Annotated in this window: 18 protein-coding genes, 1 tRNA gene and 1 riboswitch; of the genes, 9 read left to right on the top strand and 10 right to left on the bottom strand. The window is 62.5% G+C overall.

The features are described 5' to 3' along the window. The first annotated feature begins 16 nt into the window (after nt 1-16). Nucleotides 17-92, top strand: a tRNA-Ala gene (locus tag AB5Y72_RS19245). A gap of 114 nt (nt 93-206) precedes the next feature. Here AB5Y72_RS19245 and AB5Y72_RS19250 read toward each other — a convergent pair. After that, complete coding sequence (locus tag AB5Y72_RS19250; protein ID WP_325782019.1) at nt 207-2351, bottom strand: ExeM/NucH family extracellular endonuclease; 2145 nt, start codon at nt 2349-2351, stop codon at nt 207-209. A gap of 294 nt (nt 2352-2645) precedes the next feature. Further along, nucleotides 2646-2729: riboswitch (cyclic di-GMP riboswitch) on the top strand. A 145-nt stretch (nt 2730-2874) separates the two neighbouring features. Between AB5Y72_RS19250 and AB5Y72_RS19255 the strand changes: the two genes are divergently transcribed. Next, nucleotides 2875-5877 (top strand): glycosyl hydrolase family 18 protein, encoded by a 3003-nt coding sequence (locus AB5Y72_RS19255; RefSeq protein ID WP_325782154.1) that lies wholly within the window; start codon nt 2875-2877, stop codon nt 5875-5877. Between the two features lie 674 nt (nt 5878-6551). Here the strand turns inward: AB5Y72_RS19255 and AB5Y72_RS19260 are convergent. The 8 genes from AB5Y72_RS19260 to AB5Y72_RS19295 form a co-directional block, all read right to left on the bottom strand. Next, nucleotides 6552-7787, bottom strand: coding sequence for a tetratricopeptide repeat protein (locus AB5Y72_RS19260; protein WP_325782020.1), 1236 nt, complete (start codon nt 7785-7787; stop codon nt 6552-6554). 11 nt (nt 7788-7798) lie between these two features. Further along, the gene (locus tag AB5Y72_RS19265) at nt 7799-8434 is read right to left on the bottom strand and encodes an energy transducer TonB (protein ID WP_209793187.1); all 636 of its coding nucleotides are present in this window, start codon (nt 8432-8434) and stop codon (nt 7799-7801) included. Between the two features lie 16 nt (nt 8435-8450). Beyond that, nucleotides 8451-8858, bottom strand: a complete 408-nt coding sequence (locus AB5Y72_RS19270; RefSeq protein WP_005327075.1) for a biopolymer transporter ExbD — start codon at nt 8856-8858, stop codon at nt 8451-8453. A 67-nt stretch (nt 8859-8925) separates the two neighbouring features. Beyond that, the gene (locus AB5Y72_RS19275) at nt 8926-9453 is read right to left on the bottom strand and encodes a MotA/TolQ/ExbB proton channel family protein (RefSeq protein WP_042079118.1); all 528 of its coding nucleotides are present in this window, start codon (nt 9451-9453) and stop codon (nt 8926-8928) included. Nucleotides 9454-9463: 10 nt separating this feature from the next. Continuing rightward, on the bottom strand, nt 9464-10837 hold the full coding sequence (locus AB5Y72_RS19280) for a MotA/TolQ/ExbB proton channel family protein (RefSeq protein WP_216989670.1): 1374 nt from the start codon (nt 10835-10837) through the stop codon (nt 9464-9466). Then, nucleotides 10834-11598 carry a DUF3450 domain-containing protein gene (locus AB5Y72_RS19285; RefSeq protein ID WP_042079120.1) on the bottom strand — a complete coding sequence of 255 codons (765 nt, stop codon included), beginning with the start codon at nt 11596-11598 and terminating at the stop codon, nt 10834-10836. The genes AB5Y72_RS19280 and AB5Y72_RS19285 overlap by 4 nt, the downstream gene beginning before the upstream one ends. 102 nt (nt 11599-11700) lie before the next feature. Next, nucleotides 11701-14307: a TonB-dependent siderophore receptor gene (locus AB5Y72_RS19290; protein WP_042079121.1), complete on the bottom strand. Its 2607-nt coding sequence runs from the start codon at nt 14305-14307 to the stop codon at nt 11701-11703. Between the two features lie 411 nt (nt 14308-14718). Then, complete coding sequence (locus AB5Y72_RS19295; RefSeq protein WP_368199464.1) at nt 14719-15030, bottom strand: hypothetical protein; 312 nt, start codon at nt 15028-15030, stop codon at nt 14719-14721. 14 nt (nt 15031-15044) lie between these two features. Between AB5Y72_RS19295 and AB5Y72_RS19300 the strand changes: the two genes are divergently transcribed. The 5 genes from AB5Y72_RS19300 (at nt 15045) to AB5Y72_RS19320 (ending at nt 21273) form a co-directional block, all read left to right on the top strand. Next, entirely contained in the window at nt 15045-16070 is a 1026-nt protein-coding gene (locus AB5Y72_RS19300; RefSeq protein WP_042079122.1) for an ABC transporter permease subunit, read from the top strand. A 103-nt stretch (nt 16071-16173) separates the two neighbouring features. Then, nucleotides 16174-17217 (top strand): ABC transporter permease, encoded by a 1044-nt coding sequence (locus tag AB5Y72_RS19305; RefSeq protein WP_368199465.1) that lies wholly within the window; start codon nt 16174-16176, stop codon nt 17215-17217. Between the two features lie 82 nt (nt 17218-17299). Then, on the top strand, nt 17300-19117 hold the full coding sequence (locus AB5Y72_RS19310) for an extracellular solute-binding protein (protein WP_368199467.1): 1818 nt from the start codon (nt 17300-17302) through the stop codon (nt 19115-19117). Nucleotides 19118-19142: 25 nt separating this feature from the next. Continuing rightward, nucleotides 19143-20180: an ABC transporter ATP-binding protein gene (locus AB5Y72_RS19315; RefSeq protein WP_368199469.1), complete on the top strand. Its 1038-nt coding sequence runs from the start codon at nt 19143-19145 to the stop codon at nt 20178-20180. Nucleotides 20181-20271: 91 nt separating this feature from the next. Beyond that, complete coding sequence (locus AB5Y72_RS19320) at nt 20272-21273, top strand: ABC transporter ATP-binding protein (RefSeq protein WP_216989674.1); 1002 nt, start codon at nt 20272-20274, stop codon at nt 21271-21273. A 609-nt stretch (nt 21274-21882) separates the two neighbouring features. On the opposite strand, the gene AB5Y72_RS19325 is transcribed toward AB5Y72_RS19320, so the two are convergent. Then, on the bottom strand, nt 21883-23334 hold the full coding sequence (locus AB5Y72_RS19325) for an aminoacyl-histidine dipeptidase (protein WP_325782025.1): 1452 nt from the start codon (nt 23332-23334) through the stop codon (nt 21883-21885). 920 nt (nt 23335-24254) lie between these two features. On the opposite strand from AB5Y72_RS19325, the gene gpt reads away from it, so the two are divergent. Next, nucleotides 24255-24722 (top strand): xanthine phosphoribosyltransferase, encoded by a 468-nt coding sequence (gpt, locus tag AB5Y72_RS19330; RefSeq protein WP_209793199.1) that lies wholly within the window; start codon nt 24255-24257, stop codon nt 24720-24722. 155 nt (nt 24723-24877) lie between these two features. Next, entirely contained in the window at nt 24878-26146 is a 1269-nt protein-coding gene (gene frsA, locus AB5Y72_RS19335; protein WP_042079129.1) for an esterase FrsA, read from the top strand. The last annotated feature ends 12 nt before the right edge of the window (nt 26147-26158 follow it).

Below are 26158 nucleotides of genomic sequence, written 5' to 3' on the forward strand. Positions count from 1 at the left end.
GTCATTCATACATATTGGGGTTATAGCTCAGCTGGGAGAGCGCTTGCATGGCATGCAAGAGGTCCGCGGTTCGATCCCGCGTAGCTCCACCATATAGAAGGCCACCGCATTGCGGTGGCCTTTTTCTTTTCGCCTCCATCTTCCCTTCCTCTTCGTCGTAACAAAGCCCGCACTGCGGCGGGCTTTTGGTTCATGCCGGCTCGGCATCAGCCGTGACGACGTCGCCAGGCCAGCGGCAGTAGCGCCAGCAGCAGGGCGCCCATGGCCCCGCCACCCCCCTTGCTCGCTTCCTTGAGCCTGAGGTCGACGATGACGGGGTCGTGGTCCGAGGCGCTGAAGGGGTTGTCCGACTTGATGAGATCGCCGGTGTAGGCGCTGCCATATTCGAACAGGTTGCTCTCGAAGGAGTTGATGTGCCAGTCGGCCACCGCCACCACCTTGTCAGCCAGCGCCGGGTTGGCGAGGGCATAGTCCAGAGTGCCGAGCTCGGCCTCGTAGCTGTAGGAGATGGCCTTCTCCCGGTTGAACTTGACGTTCAGATCCACCAGGCCGTAACCCTTGGCCACCGTCTGGCCCATCTTCTCATAGGGCTTATCGCCGATATAGGTGTGGGAGGCGGACCGGATCTGGCGCTCCCCCGCGACCGGCGCATAGTCGGTCAGCACCCGGATGGGATCCTCCTTGGCGTAGGAGTTGAAGTCCCCCACCAGCAGCACCTGCCCCGGCATCTTGCTCACCGCCTCCCCCAGCACCTTGGCGGCGCTCACCCGAAACTCGGTGCACTTGCCCTGCAGATCCGCAGGCTCCGTCTTGCCATCCCCGTTTTCATAGCAGCCCGACCCCTTGGACTTGAGGTGGTTGACCACCAGGGTCAGGGGGGCGTCGCTGCCCGCCACGGTGAAGCGCTGGACCAGGGAGTCCCGCTGACCGGCGCTCCTGGTGACGCCGCCCGTGGTGTAGCGCTGCTGGGGCAGGGGGATGACGTCGGCATCCCCGCTCGGGGTGAGCAGGGCGGGGCGGTAGATCATGGCCACCATGATGGCGTCGCCGCCAAAGAATCGATCCTCCGTGAGCAGGGCCTTGGGCAGGGTGACGAAGGCGTAGTGCTTGCTCGCCTCCTTCTGCCGGGCGTTGAGGCTCTCCACCAGATCGTGGAGGGCGGCGTGCTCGTCGAAGCCGTTGTTCTCCATCTCCATCAGGCCGAGCAGATCGGCGTCCATCTCGGTGATGGCGTTGACGATCTTGGTGCGCTGCAACTGGAACTCCTCCAGGCTCTTGGCGCCGCGGTTGCAGCCCTTGGCGCTGTCCGCGTCCGCCTGATCCGCGCAGAGCACGTTGAGAGCGCCCCCCACGCTGGAGTGGCTGGTGAAGTAGTTGAGCACGTTGAAGCTGCCGATGCGCAGGTCGGTGCCATTGGCGCGGGCCGGTGCGCCCTGGCGGTCGTTCTCGTCGGTGCGCAGCAGATCCCCCGCCGTGATGCGCTGATCCTTGGGCACTATCAGGCGGTACTCGTCATGGCTGTAACCCACCAGGGCTTCCAGATTGACCGGGGCATCGCCGATGCGCAGGTAACCCTGCTCCGGCTCCCAGGCCGGCAACCAGGGCAGCTTGCCGTTGGCGGCCTTGAAGTCCGACTCGAGGAAGACGCGGTTGCTGGCGTTGGCCTCGGCCAGCGCCACGGCCTCGGGGCTGCTCGCCACATGGAGCTGGGTCGGCTTCATCAGCGGGGCGCCGTGGGCGAGCACCAGGTTGTTGCGCCGGGCGGCATAGTCGTAGCTGAAGTTGCGGCTGATCTTGAGGGCGCTGCCCCCATCGAGGCGCACCCGCATCCCTTCGTGACGCTCCAGGGCCCGGGCCAGGGTTTCCCCCTCCAGCACCCGCAGTGCCGTGGCGGCGGGGGCGGCGCCCTGGGCCAGGGTTGTCAGGCGCGGTGTGCTGCCATCAAACAGGGGCTTGAGCTGGGTGTGACCATGATACTCCTCGACCTTGGCCTCCAGACAGACCAGGGCGCCCGGCCTGATGTCCGGGTACTTGCTGGCGAAGTTCTTGTCGTTGAGGTAGACGAAGATGCCGTCCGACGTCTCGGGGTTGCCGTCCCCCTGCACATCCAGCAGGTAGAAGCCCTTGTTGAGGCTCTCCCCCAGAGCCGAGACTACCGCCTTGACCGAGACGCTGCCGGGGCTTTCGAACTGATCGTCAGGGACGAGGGGGCTCTTGTCGCCGCTGCCCTGGATGGCGGGGATGGGGGTGAGGGCACTGTCGGCCGGGCAACTGAAGCCGGCGGCATGGAGAGGCGGGGACGCGAGGGCGAGCCCCACTGCCAGCGACAGCAGGGTAGGTGTTCCTTTCATGGGGATTCCTTTTTTATTTTTGCCAGTGTTTCCATAGCCTTGGCCTCTTGGCCAAGGGCGCGCATTGTCACATTTCTGGCTGCTCTGACCAGTGAGGGAGCGCACATTATAAGGAGACAAAAGAGGCCATTCGCCATTTTTTGACATGGCTAACAGTTTGATATTGATGAGTTATTTGTTATTTGTCCGGTGGGTGAAAAGTGTGAAGCCGCCGGCATTCACATATTTTCCTTCGAGAATAAAGATTGAGCCGTTGTCACTTGCTTCCTATACTCGAGCCGTTCCTCACGGAACCCAGGCAAAGGGCAAACCGGCAGCGATGTCGGGACGCAAAGCCTCCGATCTGACCCACGTGGGCCAGACAGCGGGGCTACCCGGGGTGACTTGAGGGTCTGTGGCCCGTCCATGGCCTGTTGTCGTTCCCTTGTTCCCTGTTGCGATTGCGCTTTTCCCGGTGTTGAAGCCAAGACAAAACAAGGATGACAACAATATGCAACAGATCTTGAGGCCCAGCAGGCTTGCCATGCTGGTCGCCCTTGCGGCCGTCCCTGCCTGGGCGCAGGCCGCCTATCCCGCCTATCAGGCCGGCACCGCCTACCAGGCTGGCGACATCGTCAGCAACGCAGGCGCCCTCTATGAATGCAAGGAATTCCCTTACTCCGGTTGGTGCGGCGCCTCGCCCTACCACTATGCCCCCGGGGTGGGCGTGGTCTGGGCCGATGCCTGGAAGCTCTATGGCGGCGAGGTACCGCCACCGGCCCTGGTCGTCGCCATCGGCTCCCCCGCCGTGGGCAGCAGCGTCAGCGAAGGGGCAAGCGTCGCGCTGGCGGTGACCCTGAGCGGCCCGGTCACGGCGCTGGCCAAGGTGGAGTACCTGATCGACGGCACCCTGATTGCCACGGCCACGGCTTCCCCCTGGGGTGCCAGCTGGAATGCCGCCGGGGTAGGGGCACACGCCCTCAAGGCCCGGGCGCTGGACAAGGACGGCAAGGTGCTGAGCGAGGCGGATTCGAGCTTCCAGGTCGCCGCCGTGGTGGCGCCCGAGGCACCCAGGACGAGCATCGCGAGCCCCGCCGCCGGTGCTAAGGTGACCCTGGGCCGCGCCGCCACCGTGATCGGCAATGTCACCGATGCCAACGACGACGTCGCCAGGGTCGAGCTCTTCGTGAATGGCCAGAAGGTGGGCGAGGACAGCAGCGCTCCCTGGCAGCTGAGCTGGACGCCCCAGAGCAAGGGGCTGGCCGGTCTCAAGCTGGTGGCGACCGACAAGGAGAACCTGATCGGGGAATCGGCCCAGGTGGACGTGCAGGTGGAAGAGGCGGCCCTGCCCCCCACCGGCGGCAACCTCTCCTGCGACGTGCGCCAGATCTACCGCGCCGACGGCAGCGAGTGCATGGGGGATGACCATGGCCGCCGCGTCATCGGCTATTTCACCTCCTGGCGCACCGGCAAGAACGGCCTGCCCGCCTACCTGGTGAGCGACATCCCCTGGGACAAGATCACCCACATCAACTACGCCTTCGCGGCGGTGGATGAGCAGAGCCACACCATCAAGGTGGATGACGCCGCCACCAAGCTGACCTGGAACGGGGTGCCGGGCGCCGAGATGGATCCGGAGTTCGCCTATCAGGGTCACTTCAACCTGCTGTCCAAGTACAAGAAGCAGTACCCGGACGTGAAGACCCTCATCTCCGTCGGGGGCTGGGCCGATACCCGCGGCTTCTACGCCGCCACCACCAAGGGCGACTGCTCGGTCAACACCGCCGGCATCAACGCCTTTGCCGACTCGGCCGTAGGCTTCATCCGCCAGTACGGCTTCGATGGGGTGGATATCGACTACGAGTACCCCACCTCCATGAAGGATGCGGGCAACCCCAACGACTTCCCGCTCTCCAACCAGTGTCGCGGCAAGCTCTTTGCGAACTATGAAGTGCTGATGAAGACCCTGCGCAACAAGCTCGACAGCGCCGGCACCGAGGACGGTCGCAAGTACATGCTGACCATCGCCTCGCCGGCCTCGGCCTACCTGCTGCGCGGCATGGAAAACTTCCAGGTCACCCAGTACCTCGACTACGTCAACCTGATGACCTATGACTTCCACGGTGCCTGGAACCACTTCGTCGGTCACAACGCCGCCCTGTTCGACAACAAGGCGGATCCCGAGTTGTCCCAGTGGGGTGTCTACACCCAGGCCCAGTTTGGCGGCATCGGCTATCTCAACTCCGCCTGGGCGGCCCACTACTTCCGTGGTGCCCTGGCGGCGGGCAAGATCAACATAGGGGTGCCCTATTACACCCGTGGCTGGCAGGGGGTCACCGGTGGCACCCACGGTCTGGGTGGCAAGGCGGCGCTGCCGAGCCAGAGCGATTGCCAGCCGGGCACCGGTGGCAGCACCATTCCGTGCGGCAACGGGGCTGTGGGCATCGACAACATCTGGCACGACCTTGACAAGAACGGCAAGGAGATAGGCGGGGGCGCCGTGCCCATGTGGCACGCCAAGAACCTGGAGCACGCGGCCAGCCTCGGCATCACCACTCTGCCGAGCTACGGTCAGGCCTGGGGTCTGGATCCCAACAACCCGGCCCACGTGATGCAAGGCCAGTATGTGCGTTACTACGACGACAAGGCCCATGCGCCCTGGCTCTGGAACGAGCAGAAGAAGGTGTTCCTCTCCACCGAAGATGAAGAGTCCATGGGTCACAAGCTCGACTACATCGTCAAGCGCGGCCTGGGCGGCGTCATGTTCTGGGAGATGGCGGGGGACTATGACTTCGACGCCGCGAAGAACGAGTACGTGATGGGCAGCACCCTCACCAGCCTCGCCTACGAGAAGTTCAGCAAGGCCGACAAGGCGGCCCTGAAGCAGAACGATCTGCCGGCCCCGGCCGCCCAGCTCGACATCGGCGTGAGCCTCTCCGGCTTCAAGGAAGGGGACTCCAACTACCCGATCAACCCGACCCTGAAGCTCACCAACAGGTCGACCCAGACCATTCCGGGCGGCACCCGCATCGAGTTCCTGGTGCCCACCTCCACCTCCGACACCATCACCGACCAGAGCGGCATGGGGCTGAAGGTGGTGGAGAGCGGCGGCAACCAGAACTCGGACGGCATCGCGAGCGAGAAGGACTTCCACAAGGTGGCCCTGACGCTGCCGGCCTGGAAGGCTTGGGCGCCGGGCACCGACGTGGAAGTGGCCATGACCTACTACCTGCCGGCCGCCGGCGTGCCGAGCGGCATGCGCCTGATTGCCGGCAGCCAGACCATAGGCCTGAAGTCCGACTTCCCGGCCCTGGCCGAGGCGGTGCTGGGCAGCAGTGGGGGGGACGGCGGCAGCGGTGGCACCACCTGCGCCAGCCAGAACGTCAACCCGGCGGACTACAACGCCTATCCGGCCTGGCCGCGCGGGGATCACGCCAACGGCAACGACCGCATGACCCACAACAAGGGGGTGTGGCAGGCCAACTGGTGGACCAGCAGCGAGCCCAAGGTGGGTGACGGCAGTTGGAAGCTGGTGTGCAACTACTGAGTTGTCCCGGCTGCTGTACCAGCAGCGAACTCAGAGCGGGTGACGGCAGTTGGAAGCTGGTGTGCAGCTACTGAGTTGTCCCGGCTGCTGTACCAGCAGCGAACTCAGAGCGGGTGACGGCAGTTGGAAGCTGGTGTGCAACTATTGAGTTGTCCCGGCTGCTGTACCAGCAGCGAACTCAGAGCGGGCGACGGCAGTTGGAAGCTGGTGTGCAACTACTGAGTTGTCCCGGCTGCTGTACCAGCAGCGAACTCAGAGCGGATGACGGCAGTTGGAAGCTGGTGTGCAACTACTGAGTTGTCCCGGCTGCTGTACCAGCAGCGAACTCAGAGTGGGTGACGGCAGTTGGAAGCTGGTGTGCAACTACTGAGTTGTCCCGGCTGCTGTACCAGCAGCGAACTCAGAGCGGGTGACGGCAGTTGGAAGCTGGTGTGCAGCTACTGATGACAGGTTGAGGGGGCAATCCCCTCTCAACGCAACGACCCAATCCGGAGCCCAGGCTCCGGATTTTTTTGTGCCTTATATAAGGAGAAGGAGGGGGAAAAGGGCAGGGGAGGTGCCATAAAAAAGACCGCTCCGAAGAGCGGCCAATTGCCACCAAGGCAATCTGCGGGGCGAACCCCATTGTGAATGGGCAGTCGCCATGGGCGGATTCTTGTCCATGGCGTGCCGGTTTATTGAGTGACGGCGCCGCCCTGCTGCTCTTTCAAGAAGCTGATCCAGGGGGTGGCGCGACCACTGACGTTGCCGTTCTGGGCGGCCTGGGTGAAGGCGTTGAGCGCCTCCTTGGGCTTTTGCTGCTCGAAATAGGCGACCCCGGTTAGGAACTTCAGATCCGCCCGCTGCTCGCCGCTGGCGTTGGCGGCAGGCTTGGCGGCGAAGGCCACCAGATCCTGGTAGCGCTTGCTCTGGATCATCATGCGCGCCATCTTGAGCTGCAGCTCGGCATTGGGGGCCAGCTTGTAGGACTTGGCCAGGGTGTCGATGGCCGGGTCCAGCTCCTTGGCCTGATGCCAGTAGTTGGCGAGCGTCTTGTAGTTGGCCGCGGTGCTCTCGATGGTCCCCTCCTTCATGGCCTTCTCCATCACGCGGGCGGCGCGGTGGGGAATGCCGGCGAAGGCGAGGTAGTTGGCCAGACGCTGCAACTCGTTGGCCTCGGTCAGCATGCCGAGGTTGTAGGCCCCTTCCAGTGCCGCCAGGGCCTTGGCATCGTTGCCCGCCTGCATGTGCATGGCCGAGAGCTGGGTCCAGTACTTCTTCTTCTCCGGGTATCTGTCCACCAGGGCGGTGAGCACCTCGGTGGCCGGCTTGTACTGTTTCAGCTCGTAGTGGGCCGCCATCTTCAGCAGGTACCAGGACTCAGGCGCCTTGCCTGCGGAGAGCTTGATGGCCTGATCCACCGCCGGGATGGCTTCCCGGTACTGCTTGAGCTGCACATGGGCGTTGGCCAGGGTGATGTAGGCGTGCGGGGTCGGCTTCTCGTCCTTGCCGAGGTTCGCAAACCACTCCTTCATGGTCTTGATCGACCCCTGGTAATTGCCCTCCGCCATATAGAGCTGGGCCAGGTTGTAGCGCACCTGCTGGGCCACCGGGGGCGGCAGGCCGCCGGTGGCGATGGCGTCGGCGAAGTACTTGGTCGCCTGACCGTACTTCTCCTGCTGGGCGGCCACGAAGCCCAGGGTCTGCAAGATGACCCCCTTGTCGTAGACCCGTTCGCCTGCGCCGGACAGCGCCTCCTGCAGCTTGGCATTGGCCTCGCCGTATTTCTTCTCGGTGATCAACGCCTGGGCCTTGTTGACCGCGCGGTAGGCGCGGTCAGACAGGGCGGGTTGTTCGGCGGCCCAGCTGGCGGTGCTGAGCAGCACCGCCATGGCCACCGGGGCGAGGATCAGGGTGTGTAACTTTTTCATCGCCACCTTCCTTAGTTGGTCGCAAACTCGATCTCTTGCTGCATGCGACTGGGCTGCGGCTTGCCGTCCACCATGGCCGGCTTGAAGGTCCACTTGGCTATGGTCTGGCGCGCCGCCTTGCCGAGGTCATAGCTGCGGGGCTCTTCCTTGACGATGCGGATGTTGCTCACGGTACCGCGCTCGGTGACGGTGAACTCCACCAGCACCTTGCCGGAGGCGAGGCCGGCCAGCGCCGCCTTGCGGGGCATCATGGGCTCGAAGGTCGCCATCGGGATGGCGCCGTTGTTGCCACCCATGCCGCCACCACCGCCGCCGGTGCTGTAGGCACCCAGGGCGTTGCCACCACCGATGTTGACCGGGATGTCGAGCTTGGGCATGTCCATGGGGGAGCTCTCCATCTGCGGCCTGTCCGTGCTCGCCACCTCCATCTCGGGAGGGGGAGGCGGGCGGTTCGGGGGCGGCGGCTTGGGCAGTTCCCGTTGCTTCTCTTGCAGGGTCTCCTGAGGCTTGAGGCGGATGAAGTCGGTCATGGTGACGTCCTCCCTCTCCGTCAGCTCCCGGTGATCCGGCGTGATGAGCTTGTTCATTCCCAGGAACAGGAAGAACACCACCACGCAGGAGACCGCCAACGATATCAGGTATCTCATAGGGCTCGCTCCGGCATCAGCTGCTCTTGCTTGCCGCGATGGAGATGTTCTGGACACCGGCCATGCGGATCTGATCCATGACCTGGACCACCAGCCCGGAACGGGACTCGGTATCGGCCTGGATCACCACGGCGCTCTCCGGGTTCTCCGCCCGCAGCCGCTCGATGTTGGCGCGCACCGCGCCCACCTCGACGACCCGTTTGTCGACCCAGACCTGACCGTTCTCGCGGACCGCGACCATGATGTTCCCCTTCTTCACCGTCTCGGCCGTGCTGGCGCTCGGGCGGTTGATTTCCACGCCGGACTCCTTGACGAACGAGGTGGTGACGATGAAGAAGATCAGCATGATGAACACTATGTCCAGCATGGGGGTCAAATCGATGGCCGCCTCGTCCGCACCGCTGTCGCTGTGACGTTTTCTCATGGCAAAAAACTCCTTGCTTGTTCTGTGCCCCGGCGGGCCAGAGCCTGCCGGGGATGTGCATCCTGCATCAGCCGTGTTTCAGGTTGTCTTCCAGCTTCTGCACCGCCAACTTGGCCTTGTGATCGAGCTGGTTGACAAAAAACAGGCCGGAAAGGGCGGCAATCATGCCCGCCATGGTCGGCACCGTCGCCTTGGAGATCCCCGAGGCCATGGCGCGCGGCGACCCGGTGCCTGTGATGGCCAGGGTGTCGAACACCTGCACCATGCCGACCACGGTTCCCAGCAGCCCCATCAGCGGGCAGAGGGCGATCAGCACCTTGATGACCGGCATCCCCTTGTCCACCGCCATGGCGACCCGGGAGACCAGCTCGCGGCGGATCTGTTTGGCGGACCAGGAGAGGTGATCGGTGCGGGCCAGCCAGGCGGCCTTGGTCTGCTTCACCTGCTTGGGGTAGACCGCCCTGAAGTAGAACCAGCGCTCCAGCAGCAGGGCCCACATCATCAGGGTCAGGAAGAACAGGGCGACCAGCACGTCGCCCCCCAATCCCAGAAACCGGCGGACCGACTCGACTTCTTCAATCAACCAGAACCACATGGGTGACTCCTTAGGCTGCGGCCTTGGCGGCGTGCAGGCGTTCCTGATAGCGGGCGACGAAGCCGGCGCTCTGCTCTTCCAGGACCTGGATGAGACGGCGGCTCTGGGTCTGCACTATGGTGTAGAGGAACAGCATGGGCACGGCCACGACCAGACCCTGCATGGTGGTGACCAGGGCCTCGGAGATGCCGCCCGCCATCAGCTTGGGATCGCCGGTACCAAACAGGGTGATGGCCTGGAAGGTGGCGATCATCCCCACCACGGTGCCCAGCAGACCCAGCAGCGGGGCGACCGAGGCGATCAGCTTGATGATGCTGATGCCCTTCTCGAACTTGGGCACGTTGCGCAGGATGATCTCGTCGAGCTTGGATTCCAGATCCTCGATGTTGTCACCGCGGTGCTCCTGGTAGGCCACCAGCATCTCGCCGATGGGGTTGCCCTTGATGACCTGCTCGGACTTCAGCTGCTTGCGCATGGCGCCGCCGATGAGGGAGAGGCGGGCACCGCAGAACAGGGCCAGCAGGGTCCCGAGTACGCCGAGCACCATGATGACGTAACCCACTTCACCCCCCTGGTCGATCCGTTCCTTCAGGGTCGGGGACTGCACCAGCAGGGAGAGGATCACGCCGCGGGACGGATCGATGAAGACGGGCTTGACGCTGCCGTCACCCTGCTCAAAGTCGGCCACGGGCTCCAGTACCGCCTTGTCGGGCTGGCGTGGCAGCTGTTCGAACTTGCCGGTCTCCGGCACGAAGGTGAGGTACTTGCCCTCGGAGACGGTGTTGAACTCGCCGATCTGGGTGACCGTCTTCTCGGCCTGGTTGCCCTCGCCGTAGACCACGGTCGCCGGGATCTGGCTCACCTTGCCACCGTCGACCATGCGGCTGAGGGTGGTAGTCCAAAAGGCGGTCAGGTCATCGCTGGAGGGGAGCTCCTTGCTCTCGGCCAGACGGGTCAGCAGGGCGGTCTGCTCAGGATGCTCGACCCGGCGGGCGGAGGCGTTGAAGATCCCCTTGAACTCACCGGCGAACTGGCGCAGCACGCCGAACATCTCGCCCATGTTGCCGGAGCGCTGGCGCAGGGTCTCGGTCAGCTCGGTGAGCTGCTTGTCGTTGGCATCGAAGGTGGCCTTGAGCTGTTCGCCCTTGGCAACCTCGGCGGCCAGCTCCGCCTTGGCCTTGGCCAGCAGGGCGGTCTGCTCGTTCTTGTCGGCCAGGAAGCGGGCTTCCCGCTCCTTGTTGAGCTGGGACTCGCTGGTGCTGGCGGCCTTGACCTGATTGAGCAGGGCATTGAGATCCACCGGCTTCTCGGCGGCGGTCACCGGCAGGGTGACCAGGGTGGCGCCCGCGATCAGCGAGGCGATGGCAAGTTTGATTCCTTTCATGATGCTTTCTCCGCAGTTTGAACCGGCAGCTTGATGAGGGCGGGAGGTGCCTGCTTCTTGGCGATGCGAAGGCCCTGTTCAACCGCGCTGCGATACTCCTGGGGCAGCTCCTCCCACTGGCGGGTCTTCTTGTTCCACATGCCGGTCTCATTGCCATCCGGGGACTGGTAGAGCAGGGCGATGCGACCCACGCGCAGGAACTCGTAGGTCTTCTCGCCGCCATCCTTGTCCAGGCTCGCCTTGTAGGCTTCGATGGTGCGGCTGAAGCCCTCTTCGATCTGGTAGGCCTCGAGGATCTTGCGGTACTTCTCGGAGATGGTGACGTCGGCCCGGTTCATGAGATCGGTCAGGGCCGCCACGCGGTCCTCCCGCTCGACCTTCTGGAACGGCAGGTCCAGGGCCACGAACTGATCGAGGGAGTCGATCATCTTGAGCATCAGGGGTACCACTTCGGTGCTGGTCTGGTCGATCTGGGCGATCTGCTTCTGCATGGAGGCGAGCTCGGCACTCTGGGACTCGACCATCTTGCCCACCTGCTCGTTGTAGGTGCGCAGGCTGTCGACCTGGCGCAGGGCGGCCTTGTACTGGGCCAGGGCTGACTCGGCAGAGTCGGCGTAGCTGTCGATCTTCTGCTGGGAAACTTTGGAGGCATTGTCGGTGGCGGCTTGAGCGTCCACGGCCTGACCGGCGGTGGCGGCACTCAGATTGAAGCTGGTCAGCAAGGCAGCCGAAACCAGGCTGCCGAGGAGCGCTTTCTTCATTGTAATTGTCCTTGTTTTCATAGGATTACCCTATCTCCGTAACTTCCTTGGGGCATGGGGCAAAGCCGGCCCGACCGGGCCGGCTTGTCATCTGCTGGTGGATTAGAACTTCTGGCTGTAGTCGAGGTAGTAGATGCGGCCGTCGATGCTGTAGAGATCCTCGTCATAGGTAAAGCCATCGCTCTCGAGGGACGGGCCCACGTTGAACATGTTCTTCACCCCGACCTGGATCTTGCCATCCCAGGGGGCATCCACGCCGACGTTCAGGTTCCAGGTGGTCTGGGACGCTATGTGACCCACTTCCTCACCGGTGTCGGCGATGTAGTCCTGGCTCTGGGAGTCGATGTAGTTCGCGCTCAGGTAGGTATCCATGTTCCACCACTGGGGAACGTTGACGCCCACGCCGGAGCTGAAGCGCAGCTGCGGCAGACCGTTCTGGCCGATCTTGTCGATGACGGGGCCACCGGCGTACAGACCTTCCTTGTACTCCAGGATGTAGGTACCGCCCAGGTCGTAGCGGATGGTGGCGGCGTTCAGGTCGTAACGGTAATCCAGCTTCAGATCCAGGCCGCTGGTGTTCAGGGTGCCGAGGTTGACCATGGGGGCGATGGCGCTGCTGATCTTGCCCTGGCTGTTGCGGACTATGTTGCTGGAGCCGCCGTTGTTCAGCTCGTCATAGATGACGGACTGCAGGGAGTTCAGCTGGATCACGTCCTCGATCTTGATGGTGTAGTAGTCCAGGGAGAGGTTCAGGTCGTCCAGCGGGCTGTAGGCCACCCCGAAGTTCCAGGTATCCGCGGTCTCTTCCTTCAGATTTTCGTTGGCGGTGCGGGTGGTGGTGTACTGGCGGTTCGGGCAGTCGGCGGCCGAGATGCCGTTCGCCTCGCAGTAGACATAGTCCTTGGCCCAGTCGGCGGACTCCGAATCTGCCGCGTAGAGATCGCTCAGGCTGGGGGCGCGGAACGAGCGGGACCAGGAGGTACGCAGCATCAGGTTGTCCAGCGGCTGGTAGCGCAGGCTCGCCTTGGGCGAGAAGGCGCTGCCGAAGTCGCTGTAATCATCGAAGCGGCCGGCCACGTTCAGCTCGACCTGCTCGGTGATGGGCACCAGGGACTCGATGTAGGCGGCGGTCACGTCGCGCACCCCACCGGAGGAGTTGCCGGCGGAGCCGATGATGTTGCCGGCCTCGGACTGGGCATCGTACTTGTCGCTGTAGACCCAGTCGTTGTACTCGGCGCCCGCGTACCAGCTGACCGGACCGGCCGGCAGCTCGCCCATGTCCCACTGGACACCAGCGTACCACTGGTAGAAGTCCATGGTGGAACGGCGGCTGGTGTCGGCGGCCATGGAGGCCGTGGTATTGGCGTCAAACTCGCCCCCCACGAACTTGCCGTCGGCAACCGCCTGCTGGGCGGCGGACTTCAGCACGTAGCCGGTGCCGTTCTCCTTGTTGTCGGTCTTGGAGTACATGTAGCCGGCGTTCCACTGCATGTCGCCGACACTTTCCGTGGTGACAGTGCCCTCGAAGCCGAGGTTCATGCTGCCGGTCACGTCAGTCACGTAGTTGTCGCGGGGACCGACGTTGCTGAAGCGGTAGTAGGCGTAGGCTGCCTCACCCAGACCCTGGGTGGCGGCGGCATCCAGGCCGTTGTCGGTGAAGAACTGGGCGTTCTTCGGGTTGGCCGGATCTATGGTGAAGGCGCCGGCGGCGGGGGCGAAGCGACCGAAGCTCTCGACCCGGGAACCGATGAGCTGCGGCACGAAGTCGACGGTGTCGTTGATGTGGTAGCGACCGTTCACGTAGAGGGTGTCACGACTGCGGGAGGCGGTGGTGGCCGCGACCTGGCCATAGTTGAAGTTGCAGCCGCCCTCGAACCCGATGAAGGGTTCTTTACAGGTGCCGTCGGCATTGGTGGCGCCGGCCAGGGGGCCGTATTTCCAGATGGGATCCCCGTTGGCATCGAGGCCGGTGATCCCTTCCACGTTGCGACCATAGGGGCTGGGGGCATCGTTGCCCTGCTTGGCGAGATAGTCGCGATCACGGCTGTAGATCACGTCCTTCTTGTCGTGCTCGTAGACCGCCATCAGCGAGCCCTTCTCGCCATTGATCCCCGCGACCATGGAGCCGCTCTTCTCGTCACCGCCCTCTTCGGTCGGGGAGCCGAGGCGACCCTGGAAGGTCAGGCCTTCGTAGCCCTCTTTGAGCACCACGTTGATGACGCCGCCGATGGCGTCGGAACCGTAGATGGCGGAGCCGCCGTCCAGGTTGACCTCGACCCGTTCAACGGCGGCCATGGGGATGGTGTTGAGGTTGATGGAGGTGCCACCCATGGTGGGGGAGCCCGCCACCCGCTTGCCGTTCAGCAGGACCAGGGTGCGCTCTGAACCCAGGCCGCGCAGGCCGACGGTGGATTGGGACTGGAAGGAGCTGCCGGAGGCCGGGGAGACGCCGCCAAAGGAGTTGTAGGAGGCTTGCTTGAGGTAATCGGCGACGGTCTGCTGACCTGACTGCTCGATCTTTGCCTTGGTCACGGAGACGACCGGGGTGGCCCCCTCCACGTCGACCCGGGAGATCCGCGAGCCGGTAACCTTGATTTTTTGCAGTTTTTCGACGTTCTGGCCCTCTTCGGCCAGGACAGGGGTGGCCACAACTGCCGCGCTCGCCAAGGCAAACGCTACGGCAGCAGAGAGTCTGCTTTTCCTAAGCATGGCTAGTATCCTTCCTGATTGTTTTTTGTTTGCTTCCATTACCGCCCTCGTTGGAGCGGTGCGTAAGGCTTATCAAGGTTTGATGACGGACGTCAAATGGAGCGGCGAGGATGGGGATGAAGCAGGGAATCAGATGACTATCTATGATTGATGGATTGTTTTTGGCGTTTTGTTCCGAAAATATCAATCAAGATTGTGTAAAGATGTTGTTAATTTCGATCTTTGCAATTTTATTTATTATTTTTGAACTTATCGATAACTCGCCTGTCTCGCCAGGCTCAATATCGTTAATCCATACTTTTTCAGTATATTCATCTGCCTTTCTGCGGGAGGCCGTTTTGAGCTGGTCTGATCTCCATGGATATATCCCTCTTCTTCTACAGGTAAAATAAAGAGAGCGGTGATTGGTTTTTATCTTGTTGTTTTTATTGTGTTTTGCAATTCTTTAAACGGATGTGTAATTAATTTTTTAATAATTAAAAACAAGTTAAAGAGGATGGCGTAGCAGTTTTTTATATTGAAGTTGGTTTTTTTGAAAAAAATCATCGGCGAGATATGCTGCGGGAGGGATGCCATGATCGCTGGCTTGGTTCTACTTGATTTTTGTTGCAGAGCTTTTACAGTGACCAGGCCGGATTGTCTGCCAATGCCAGTCAATTCAGTGAGTAATGCCAGGAAGGACAGGCCTGTCACCGGATGTGACTGGCCATAAAAGAACAACAAGGACGAGGTTCCACATGCTGTCGTATTTCTTACGTCGGATGCTTCTGATCATCCCGACGTTTCTCGGGATCACCCTGCTCGTCTTCACCATCACCCGTTTCGTGCCGGGTGGTCCGGTCGAGCGCATGCTGCTGCAGGCCCAGGTCTCGCAGAACGAGTCCGGCCGCTCCAGCGGCAGCAAGGGGGCGCAGGCGCTCTCCGACGAGCAGATCGAGGAGCTCAAGGCCTTCTACGGCCTCGACAAGCCCATGCTGATCGCCTATTGGGAGTGGCTGCAGAAGCTGGCGGTGCTGGATCTCGGCGAGTCGACCCGCTACTACGAGCCGGTGTGGGATCTCATCAAGGAGCGGCTGCCGGTGACCGCCTTCTTCGGGCTGGCGACCTTTCTGCTGAGCTATGCCGTCTCCATCCCGCTCGGGGTGGCCAAGGCGCTCAGGCACAACAGCCGCTTCGATTCGCTGAGCTCCATGCTCATCTACATGGCCTATGCGCTGCCCGCCTACGTGGTGGGGATCTTCCTCATCACCGTCTTCGCCTTCCATCTGGAGTGGCTGCCCATGGGGGGCTTCCCGGGGGACGACTTCGAGTACATGGAGAGCCGCTGGGATCAGATCCGCACCCTCTTCGCCCACGCCCTGCTGCCCCTCATCGCCTACGCCATCGGGGATTTTGCCATCCTCACCATGACCATGAAGAACAGCCTGATGGAGAACCTGTCGGCGGACTACGTGCGCACCGCCGTGGCCAAGGGGTTGCCGTTTCGCAAGGCGGTCACCGACCACGCCATGCGCAACAGCCTGATCCCCATCGCGAGCCACCTGGGGTCCGTGCTCACCGTCTTCTTCGGCGGCTCCTTCCTCATCGAGACCATCTTCAACATCGACGGCATCGGCCTGCTCGGCTACGAGGCCATCGTGGAGCGGGATTACCCCACCGTCATGGGCATACTGGCCATCACCTCCATGCTGATGCTGGTGGGCAACATCGTCTCCGACATCTGCGTGGCCCTGGTTGACCCCCGTGTCAGATTTGGAGACTGAGCATGAATCTGATCTCTCTTCTCATGCCGATGTCACGCCCTATCGTCTCCGATATCTGCGTTGCACCTCCTGTGGATCCCCGCGTGCGGTTTGGAGAATAACCATGCAGCTCAATCCGGTTACCTTGAAAAAACTCAAGCGCTTCAAGTCCATCAAGCGCGGTTACTACTCCTTTGTCATCTTCTCGGTCTTGGTGATCATCTCCCTGCTGGCGGAGCTCCTGGTCAACAGCCGGGCGCTGGCGGTGAGCTATCAGGGGGAGCTCTACTTCCCCACCTATGGCGACGTGATCCCGGGGCAGCACTTCGGGCTCGACTACGAGTACGAGACCAACTACCGCCAACTGCAAGCCAAGCTGGAGCAAGAGGACAAGGGAGACTGGGTGCTGCTGCCCCTGGTGCCCTGGAACCCCTATGAGCAGGACTTCAAGGAGGAGGCCTATCCGCCCTATGCGCCTAGCCTGGCGGAGCGCCACTTCCTCGGCACCGACACCAGCGGTCGCGACGTGCTGGCACGGCTGGTCTACGGCTTTCGCATCGCCATCGGCTTCGCCTTCATCGCGCTGGTGGCGAGCTATGTCATCGGGGTCAGCATCGGCTGCATGATGGGCTTCCTCGGCGGCCGCTTCGATCTCATCCTGCAGCGCTTTATCGAGATCTGGTCCCAGGTGCCCTTCCTCTACGTCATCATGATCCTGGTCTCCCTGGCCAAGCCGAATTTTGGCCTCTTCGTCGGCATCAACGTGCTGTTCGGCTGGATGGGGATCACCTGGTACATGCGCACCCTCACCTACAAGGAGCGGGCGCGGGACTACGTGATGGCGGCGCGGGCCCAGGGGGCGGGCACGGGGCGCATCATCTTCCACCACATTCTGCCCAACACCCTGATGATGATCGTCACCCTGGCGCCGTTTGCCGTGGTGGGCAACATCTCCACCCTGACGGCGCTGGACTATCTGGGCTTCGGCCTGGCGCCGCCGACCCCGAGCTGGGGGGAGCTGCTCTCCCAGGGGATCAACAACCTGGATGCCATCTGGATCGTGAGCTCGGTGGTGGCGGCGGTGAGCCTGGTGCTCATCATGGTCTCCTTCATCGGCGAGGCCATCCGGGAGGCGTTCGATCCGCGCAAATTTACCCGTTATCAGTGAGGCGCGGCGCCATGCCGGGCCGCGTTGACAGAACCCTTGATGAATAAGCCCCCAGTGCAGGGGCATGACCAGGAAGTCAAACATGAACAATAAAATCAAATGGATAGGTGCTATTTTTCTGCTGGTGAACGGGACCTGGGTGTGGGCGGCCAGCCTGCCTGCGGATCTCAAGTGGGAGACCAACGACACCGACCCCGTGTTCGCCTCGCCCAAGGCGCTGCCCGGCGGCACCCTCAACCTCTTCGTCGACAGCTTCCCGCTGACGTTTCGCACCGTGGGGCCCGACTCCAACGGCTCGTTCCGCTCCTTCATCCAGGACAACCAGCTGAGGCTCATCAGCTTTCACCCCAATACGGGCAACCCCATCCCCTCGCTCGCGAGTGCCTGGGCCATAGCGCCGGACAGCCAGACCGTCTACTTCAAGCTGGATCCCCGCGCCAAATGGTCGGACGGCAAGCCGGTCACCGCCGATGACTACACCTTCGGCTACGAGATGATGCGCTCCAAGGACATCAAGGGGCCCTGGTTCAACAACTACTACACCACCGAAGTGGTGGCGGTGGAGAAGATCGACGACCACACCATCCTGGTCAAGGCGGGCAGCCGCAAGGCCAAGCTGGATCTCCTCAACACCACGGAGCTGTGGCCCCAGCCCAAGCACTACTACAAGATGGGCCCGAACTGGGTGAAGCAGTACAACTGGGCCGTGGTGCCCACCACGGGCCCCTATGTGATGAGCGAGGTGAAGAAGGGCAAGTCCGTCACCTTCAGCAAGCAGAAGGAGTGGTGGGCAAAGGACGATCGCTACAACCAGCACAGGTTCAACATCGACACCATCAAGGTGCAGGTGATCCGCGACCACAACATCGCGTTCCGTCACTTCCTGAAGGGGGAGCTGGACACCTTCGAGATGATCCTGCCGAACTGGTGGCATGAGAAGGCGGTCACCCCGGAGTACAAGAAGGGCTATGTGCAGAAGGTGATGGCCATGACCGACACCAAGCAGGGGGGGCAGGGGATACACCTCAACGTCAGCCATCCCAAGCTGGCGGACATCAACGTGCGGCTCGGCATCCAGCACGCCATGAACCTCGACAAGATGATCGAGACGGTGCTGCGCGGCGACTACGACAGGGCCACCACCTTCGGATCGGGTTTTGGCGAGTTCACCGACATGACGCTGCCGGAGCGGGCCTACGACATCGCTAAGGCGCGGGAGTACTTCGCCAAGGGGGGCTACGGCAAGCCGGGGCCGGACGGCATACTGCAGAACGACAAGGGGGAGCGGCTGACCCTGGCGCTCACCTACACCAGCCAGGAGCACTCCAAGCGGCTGACCGTGCTGAAAGAAGAGGCCAAGAAGGCGGGCCTGGATCTGGAGCTCAACCTGGTGGACGGCGCCACCGGCTTCAAGGTGATGCTGGAGAAGAAGCACGAGGCGGCCTGGCTCGGCTGGGGCGGCGGCGGTCTCTACCCGCAATACTGGGAGTCCTTCCACTCGGACAACGCCAACAAGCCCCAGACCAACAACCTGTTCAACGTGGCGGACAAGGAGCTGGATACCCTGATCGACGCCTACAACGTCGAGTTCGACATGGCCAAGCGGGCCGGGATTTCCCGTCAGATCCAGCAGCGCATCTATGATCTCGCCATCTTCGTGCCCGGCGTCCAGCTCAACTATGTGCGGGCCAGCAGCTGGCGCCACGTGATGCTGCCAGAGGTGCCCGCCACCCGAAACACGCCGGATCTGCTCTACTGGCCCATGGATGGCTACCCCCACAGCAGCGGCGGCCTGCTCTGGATCGATCCCAAGGTGAAGGAAGAGACCCGGAAGGCCAAGGCCGAGGGGGAGGCGCTCGCCCCCGTCACGCTGATCGACAAGACCTATGCACGTCATTGATGTGGTTGAGAAGGGAGCAGCAGTCATGCCCAACACACAGGCCCCCATTTTCGGTGCCAGGCATCATGAGGATCCGCGCCAGGCCCCCATCCTGGAGGTGCGGGATCTCGAGGTGGAGTTCGCCGTCGACGACGGCAAGATAAAGGTGCTCGACGGGGTAAGTTTTTCCGTGGCGCCGGGCAGGACCCTGGGCATCGTCGGCGAGTCCGGCTGCGGCAAGAGCGTCACCTCGCTCGCCATCATGGGGCTGCTGCCCAGGCCCCATGGGCAGGTGGTGGCAGGCTCCATCCGCTTTCAGGGGGAGGAACTGCTCACGCTGGCACCGGATCAGATGTACAGGGTGCGCGGCAACCGCATCTCCATGATCTTCCAGGAGCCCATGACGGCGCTCAACCCGGTGCAGACGGTCGGGGATCAGCTGATGGAGGTGTTTCACCTGCACAGGCCGGACTACAGCAAGGCACAGCGCCGGGAGGCCGCCATCGCCATGCTGCAGAAGGTGGGGATCCCGGAGCCCGTCCAGCGCTTTTCGGCCTATCCCCACAACCTGTCGGGGGGCATGCGCCAGCGGGTGATGATCGCCATGGCGCTCGCCTGCGAGCCCGACTTGCTCATCTGCGACGAGCCGACCACGGCGCTGGACGTCACCATTCAGGCCCAGATCCTGGATCTGATGAAGGCGCTGCAGGCCCAGACCGGCATGGCCATCATCTTCATCACCCACGATCTCGGGGTGGTGGCGGAGCTGTGCGACGAGGTGGTGGTGATGTATGCGGGGAGGGCGGTGGAGCGGGCCGACATCTACGAGCTGTTTGACCATCCGCGGCATCCCTATACTCATGGTCTGATGGCCTCGATCCCGCGCCTCGAAGATGTGCCAAAGAGCCTGCTCAAGACCATCAAGGGCCAGGTGCCCGCCCTGCACGAGATGCCGGCGGGGTGCCGCTTCTCCAACCGTTGCCCCCATGCCACCGCACTGTGCGTGGAGACCATACCGGTGACCGAGCAGCTGAGCGATCGCCACGCCGTGGCCTGTCACCACTGGAAGGAGTTGAGCATATGAGTCGTGTGTTGCCGGTACGGGACGGGGCTCCGTCCTTCTGCGGGGCAGAGGCATCGCCACTGTGCCTCCCAAGCGGTGGGGGGAGAGCGTCATGAGCACCTTGTTGTCCATACGGGATCTGAAACAGCACTTCAAGATGGGCGGCGGCTTCCTGCGCAAGCAATACACCGTCTATGCGGTGGATGGCATCAGCTTCGATCTCCGGCAGGGGGAGACCCTCGGCCTGGTGGGGGAGTCGGGGTGCGGCAAGTCCACCCTGGGGCGCTCCCTGCTCAAGCTGTTCGAGCCGACCGCCGGCTCCATCACCTTCGAGGGGCGCGACATCACCCACCTCTCGCCCAGGGAGATGCGCTCCCTGCGCCAGGAGATGCAGGTCGTGTTCCAGGATCCTGCAGAATCCCTCAACGGCCGCCACACCGTGGGGCAGATCCTGGAGGAGCCCTTCATCATCCACGGCAAGGGCAACGCCGAACAGCGGCGTGCATGGGTGCAGGAGCTGCTGGACAAGGTGGGGCTGCCCGGCAGCGCGGCGGATCGCTATCCCCACGAGTTCTCGGGAGGCCAGCGCCAGCGCATCGGCATCGCACGGGCCATCGCCCTCAAGCCCAAGCTGCTGGTGTGCGACGAGGCGGTGTCGGCCCTCGACGTCTCGGTGCAGTCCCAGATAGTGAACCTGCTGCTCACCCTGCAGCGGGAGATGAACCTGGCCATCATCTTCATCGCCCACGACCTGTCGGTGGTCAAGCACATCTCCGACAGGATTGCGGTCATGTATCTGGGCCGGATCGTCGAGCTGGCAGAGGCCCAGCAGCTCTATCTGGCCCCCCGTCACCCCTATACCCAGGCGCTGATCTCCGCCATCCCGGTGCCGGATCCCCGCAGGCGCAGCCAGCGCATCCTGCTGACCGGGGACGTGCCATCCCCCATCTCGCCGCCGAGCGGCTGCCACTTCCATCAGCGCTGCCCCTATGCGACTGAGTTGTGCCGCACCACGTCACCCGATCTGGAGCCGTGCGGCGGTGCGGCTCATCAGGTGGCCTGCCATTTCCCCCTGGCCCCGGCGGAGGCGGTGCCGCTGGGAAAGGCGATATGATGCCGGTGCCCGCATCGCAGCAAGATGGCACGGGGGACAAGCAATAAAAAAATGGGGCCTGCTGGCCCCATCTTCATGGTTGGAGTTCAGGTTTGGCCGTGGAACATCTGGCCCGGGCAGGACAGCGCCCCGAAGGGGTGGCTGTTGTGTGGATTGCTGGATTGTTTTGTAGTTTTATTACGTTGCTAACTTCAACTTCCGGACGGACGACATCAGGCGCCATAGCGGAAGTAGTAGTTGCGGGTTGCAGGCGCATAAGTGTCTTTCTCTTCGACGCCTTTCTTGCTGGTTGCACCCTTCAGGTGGAACAGCACTGCCAGGTTCTCAAACATATATTCACCTCATCGGTTGGTGTTCATCGGTTGCGTGTGACCTGGGTCACGGTTTGATCCTATGGCCTTCTGTGACCTGGATCAACTTTTTGTGTTGTAAATTTACACAAATCATGGAAAAGGTTTTCAAAAGCAGGGTTGCTTATGGATACGATTTCAAGCCCGGGTCGCGGTTGGGAGGGCGAAGGCTGGGCAAAAACTGGCAGGCCGGGAGGGGCAGCCAAAAAGATGCCCCGCACGGGGCGGGGCATCTTTGTTGTCGAGGTGACGCGGCTGTTTACTTGGCGGGGATATGTTCCAGCACGTGGACCAGCAGTTGCCAGAAACGCTCGACCGCCGGGATGTGCACCTTCTCGCCCGGCGCGTGGGCACCGCGGATGGTCGGGCCGAAGGAGACCATGTCCCAGTCCGGATAGGCGCTCTTGAACAGGCCGCATTCCAGGCCGGCGTGGATCACCATGACGTTCGGCATCTCGCCAAACAGGGTCTGGTAGCTGCTGCGCACCAGTGCCATCACAGGGGAGTCCACGTTCGGTGCCCAGCCCGGGTAGGCGCCGGTAAACTCGCAGCTGGCGCCGGCCAGGGTGAACAGGGAGCGGGTCATCTGCTCGATGCTCTCGCGACCGGAATCGATGAGGGAGCGGATCAGACACTGCACGTACACCTCACCGTCGAGTGTCTTGATGACGCCCAGGTTGGTGGAAGTCTCGGTGACGCCCGGAATGGCGTCGCTCATGCGCATCACCCCGTTCGGGCAGGCCATCAGGGCGTCCAGCAGGCGGGACTGCAGGCTTTCGCTCATCAGCTGGGCCGGTTTGTCCCGGGCGGTGAGCAGCACGGTCAGGTTGGCTTCGGTAGCGGCCAGCTCGCTCTGATAGATGCCGGTGTAACGGTCGACCAGGGCCTTGAACTCGTTGACGCTGGCGGCGGGCACCAGCAGGCTGGCGCGGGCCTCGCGCGGGATGGCGTTGCGCAGGGTGCCACCGTGGATCTCGGCCAGACGCAGGCCGAGCGGCTCGGCGGCCTTGAGCAGGCGCACCAGCAGCTTGTTGGCGTTGCCGCGACCGCGGTGGATGTCGACCCCGGAGTGACCGCCGCGCAGCCCCTTGACCTGCAGCTCGAAGCCTTCGCCTTCAGCGGCGGCGACCCGCTCCAGGGGGAAGCGGATATTGGCATCCACCCCGCCGGCGCAGCCCATGTAGACCTCGCCATCCTCTTCGGAGTCGGTGTTGAGCAGGATCTCGCCCTCCAGCCAGCCCGCTTCCAGACCGAAGGCGCCGGTCATGCCGGTCTCTTCGTCCGTGGTCAGCAGCACTTCCAGCGGGCCGTGCTTGATGCTCTTGTCGGCCAGCACGGCCAGACAACCCGCCATGCCCATGCCGTTGTCGGCACCCAGGGTGGTGCCGCGGGCGGTGACCCATTCGCCATCGATGTAGGCATCGATGGGATCCTTGGTGAAGTCGTGCTGGGTGTCCGCGTTGGCCTGGGGCACCATGTCGATGTGGGCTTGCAGCACCACGGCCTTGCGGTTTTCCATCCCCGGCGTGGCCGGTTTCTTGATGATGATGTTGCCGACGGCGTCCTGTTTGACCGCCAGGCCTTCTCCCTGGGCCCACTGCACTATCCAGGCGCTGAGCTGGGCTTCGTGCTTGGAGGGGTGGGGGATGGAGCAGATCTGCTCGAAGAATTGCCAAATCAACTTGGGAGACAGAGAACTGAGCTGTGCCACGTCGGGACTCCTTACCAGCATGGAAATTGTCGGGGCCCCATCTGCGGGCCTGGGAAGAGGACAACGATAATACAGTCAATCACGCAAAAATGTGAGCGATCAGCGCAAATAGCGGTCTGCTTGTGCTGGCAAAGGGCGTCGACATGGCGCACTTCACTGTCCCGCCTCGTTGAATCAGCACAAGATGAGATTTGTGATGCGCATCACAAAAACATTGTCATTTCGGCGCCGAATGGTAAATTAGCCGCCGTGGCCAGCCCACTTGTCAGGATGACAATCAATGCCTCCAGGGAACCGAAGCAAAGCAAGTGCGCCTCCATGGAACCGAGTGTCCGTTCAAGGATTTGAACCCGCATTAAGGTACGTAACTTGTTAAGCAATCAGGAGTTCATGATGTCAGGCAGCAATTCAACCTATTGGTTTGCCCAATCCCTCTATACCCAGGGCTTCAACTACCCGAATCCCTACGCCAGTCGCCGCTGAGGCAGACAGGCAACCCAAGAGCAGCAGGAGTGAGGACCCCATCCTCCCCTGCTATTTTTTTGTCCGGCATTCGGAAATTAGCTGCTCGAATGGACACCCTGCTGGCGAAAACCTGTTCCCCGTGTAGCCTGAACGGCGGGAGATGGCCGACTTTTCCTGCTTTTCGCATACGTTTGCCACTCTTTTTATCGACAAAGGGTGCTATCATACCGGCCCAACAGCCGGCCCGAGTGCGGGATCCTGCCCGACATGGCCGCCAGCTACCTCCAATCCCTGCGTTCATTGCATCCGTGTCTGCCACCGAGGCGCCAGCCCTGAGGCGGCAGACGTGCAAGCAAAATTCGGGAAACGGAGCGCCAGAATTGACCGGATCCCCTGTGTCTGCCGGGGTCCTTGCCTCTTAAGTGATTGCTTTATAACTCGTTGAGATCGATAGCATGCCAAAAAAGTTCTACGTATCCTGGGATAACCTGCAACGTGAAGCGCGCCGTCTGGCCCGTCGTCAACTGCCTGTCAGCCAGTGGAAAGGGATCATCGCCGTCAGCCGCGGCGGTCTGGTACCTGCGGCCCTGATGGCCCGCGAACTTGGCATTCGCAACGTCGAAACCCTCTGCATCTCCAGCTATGACCACGACAACCAGCGTGAACTGGTGGTCGTCAAGGCGGCCACCACGGCCGGTGACGGCGAAGGTTGGCTGGTGGTGGACGATCTGGTGGACACCGGCGGTACCGCCAAGGCGATCCGCGAGCTCTATCCCAAGGCCAAGTTCATCACCATCTTCGCCAAACCCATGGGGGAGCCCCTGGTGGATGACTTCGAAGTCGCCATCCCGCAGGACACCTGGATCGAACAGCCCTGGGACATGGCGCTGGAATTCGCCAAGCCTATCTGCGACGAAGCCTGATCATTGCCCTGCCTCGACCGGTCGCCGCGTCTGGCTCCCTGAGGCATCAATGATCCACTCGGGCCCCTTTTGGGGCCCGATGCGTTTCAGGTGTGGCTGCCCGCCCTGAAAAGTGGTTAAGATGGAGCATTGTTTGCGACAGAAGAGCCGCCATCTTGGAACCAAACGACGATACCAACCTGACGGAAAAGCTGTTCACCCGGGTCAAAAAGGTATTGGAAACCTCCGAAATCTCCAATTCCAGCCCAGTTGACGAGCACGATGGCTCGCTGACCGAGAGCTTTATCGACGGTGCCCTCTCCCCCCGCTGGTATCGCCTGCTGCGTCGGCCGACCTGGGCCTGGCAGGGGGCGGATCCGGTGGAGGTGGAACAGACCCTGGCCCAGATCGCCATGGGGCAGGGGGAGCGCAGCCACGAGCGCTACCTGGATACCATCAAGGGCTATGTGCCCGGCAACTGGGTCTATGAGTGGAGCCAGCTGGCCGGTCGCTACTTCAACCGGGGGCGCGAGCTGGTGGCCCAGGGGGAATCGGCCAGCGCCCTGAAGCATCTGCTCAAGGCGGTGCGCTACTACTCCATCGCGAGCTACCCCCACCTCAAGCACGACGAGCTGGCGGATCAGGCCCAGTTGCTCGGCAACATGGCCTATCGCGAGGCCGGACGCCTGTTCAAGGTGCCGCTCAAGGAGCTGCAGGTCCCGTTCCGCGGCAAGACCATCCAGGGCTATCTGCACCTGCCCACCACCGACAAGCCGGTGCCCCTGGTCATCGTCAGCGGTGGCATCGACTCCCTTCAGGTCGACTTTCTCAACTTCTACTTCAAGTGCCTCGAGCCCCACGGCATCGGCATGCTGTCCCTGGACATGCCGGGGACCGGCTATGCCGAGCACTGGCCGCTGGTGCAGGACACCAGCCGCCTGCACCAGGCAGTGCTGGGCTACCTCGCCGAGGTGGCCTGGGTCGATCACCAGCGCATCGCCATGGTGGGTTTCCGCCTGGCCGGCAATGTGGCGGCCCGCCTCGCCTTCGTCGAGCCCTTCAAGCTCAGGACCGTGGTCTGCATCGGTGCCGGCATCAATCAGGTGTTCACCAACCAGGAGCTGTTTGCTCGCTGCCCCCGCATGATGCGCGACGGCCTGGCAAACCGGCTGGGGGCCGATGCTGGCCAGTGGGATCTGCTGCGCACCAAGTGCCAGGTCTTCTCCCTCAAGACCCAGGGGCTGCTGGGGAGCCGCACCTCTGTGCCCATCCTGAGCATCGGTCACAAGAAAGATTTCATCTGCCCCGAGCAGGATGTCCGGGCATTGGCCGCTGCGAGTCGCAACGGCAAGGCGGTGGTGTTTGACAAGCAGCCGCTGCTCGAGGTGTATGACGAGGCGCTGAAAGAGACGGTCGATTGGCTGAAAAAGCACTTATGTACATGATATAAAACTAAA

The organism is Aeromonas sp. R7-4 (genome assembly GCF_040908055.1).
In the GTDB taxonomy this organism is placed as follows: domain Bacteria; phylum Pseudomonadota; class Gammaproteobacteria; order Enterobacterales; family Aeromonadaceae; genus Aeromonas; species Aeromonas sanarellii.

Coding starts and splice junctions, on each gene's coding strand:
- AB5Y72_RS19255 (WP_325782154.1), top strand. CDS start 2,875: ATGCTGGTCGCCCTTGCGGCCGTCCCTGCCTGGGCGCAGGCCGCCTAT.
- AB5Y72_RS19320 (WP_216989674.1), top strand. CDS start 20,272: ATGAGCACCTTGTTGTCCATACGGGATCTGAAACAGCACTTCAAGATG.
- AB5Y72_RS19315 (WP_368199469.1), top strand. CDS start 19,143: ATGCCCAACACACAGGCCCCCATTTTCGGTGCCAGGCATCATGAGGAT.
- AB5Y72_RS19270 (WP_005327075.1), bottom strand. CDS start 8,858: ATGAGAAAACGTCACAGCGACAGCGGTGCGGACGAGGCGGCCATCGAT.
- AB5Y72_RS19280 (WP_216989670.1), bottom strand. CDS start 10,837: ATGAAAGGAATCAAACTTGCCATCGCCTCGCTGATCGCGGGCGCCACC.
- AB5Y72_RS19250 (WP_325782019.1), bottom strand. CDS start 2,351: ATGAAAGGAACACCTACCCTGCTGTCGCTGGCAGTGGGGCTCGCCCTC.
- AB5Y72_RS19265 (WP_209793187.1), bottom strand. CDS start 8,434: ATGAGATACCTGATATCGTTGGCGGTCTCCTGCGTGGTGGTGTTCTTC.
- AB5Y72_RS19260 (WP_325782020.1), bottom strand. CDS start 7,787: ATGAAAAAGTTACACACCCTGATCCTCGCCCCGGTGGCCATGGCGGTG.
- AB5Y72_RS19290 (WP_042079121.1), bottom strand. CDS start 14,307: ATGCTTAGGAAAAGCAGACTCTCTGCTGCCGTAGCGTTTGCCTTGGCG.
- AB5Y72_RS19285 (WP_042079120.1), bottom strand. CDS start 11,598: ATGAAGAAAGCGCTCCTCGGCAGCCTGGTTTCGGCTGCCTTGCTGACC.
- AB5Y72_RS19310 (WP_368199467.1), top strand. CDS start 17,300: ATGAACAATAAAATCAAATGGATAGGTGCTATTTTTCTGCTGGTGAAC.
- AB5Y72_RS19305 (WP_368199465.1), top strand. CDS start 16,174: ATGCAGCTCAATCCGGTTACCTTGAAAAAACTCAAGCGCTTCAAGTCC.
- gpt (WP_209793199.1), top strand. CDS start 24,255: ATGCCAAAAAAGTTCTACGTATCCTGGGATAACCTGCAACGTGAAGCG.
- AB5Y72_RS19275 (WP_042079118.1), bottom strand. CDS start 9,453: ATGTGGTTCTGGTTGATTGAAGAAGTCGAGTCGGTCCGCCGGTTTCTG.
- AB5Y72_RS19300 (WP_042079122.1), top strand. CDS start 15,045: ATGCTGTCGTATTTCTTACGTCGGATGCTTCTGATCATCCCGACGTTT.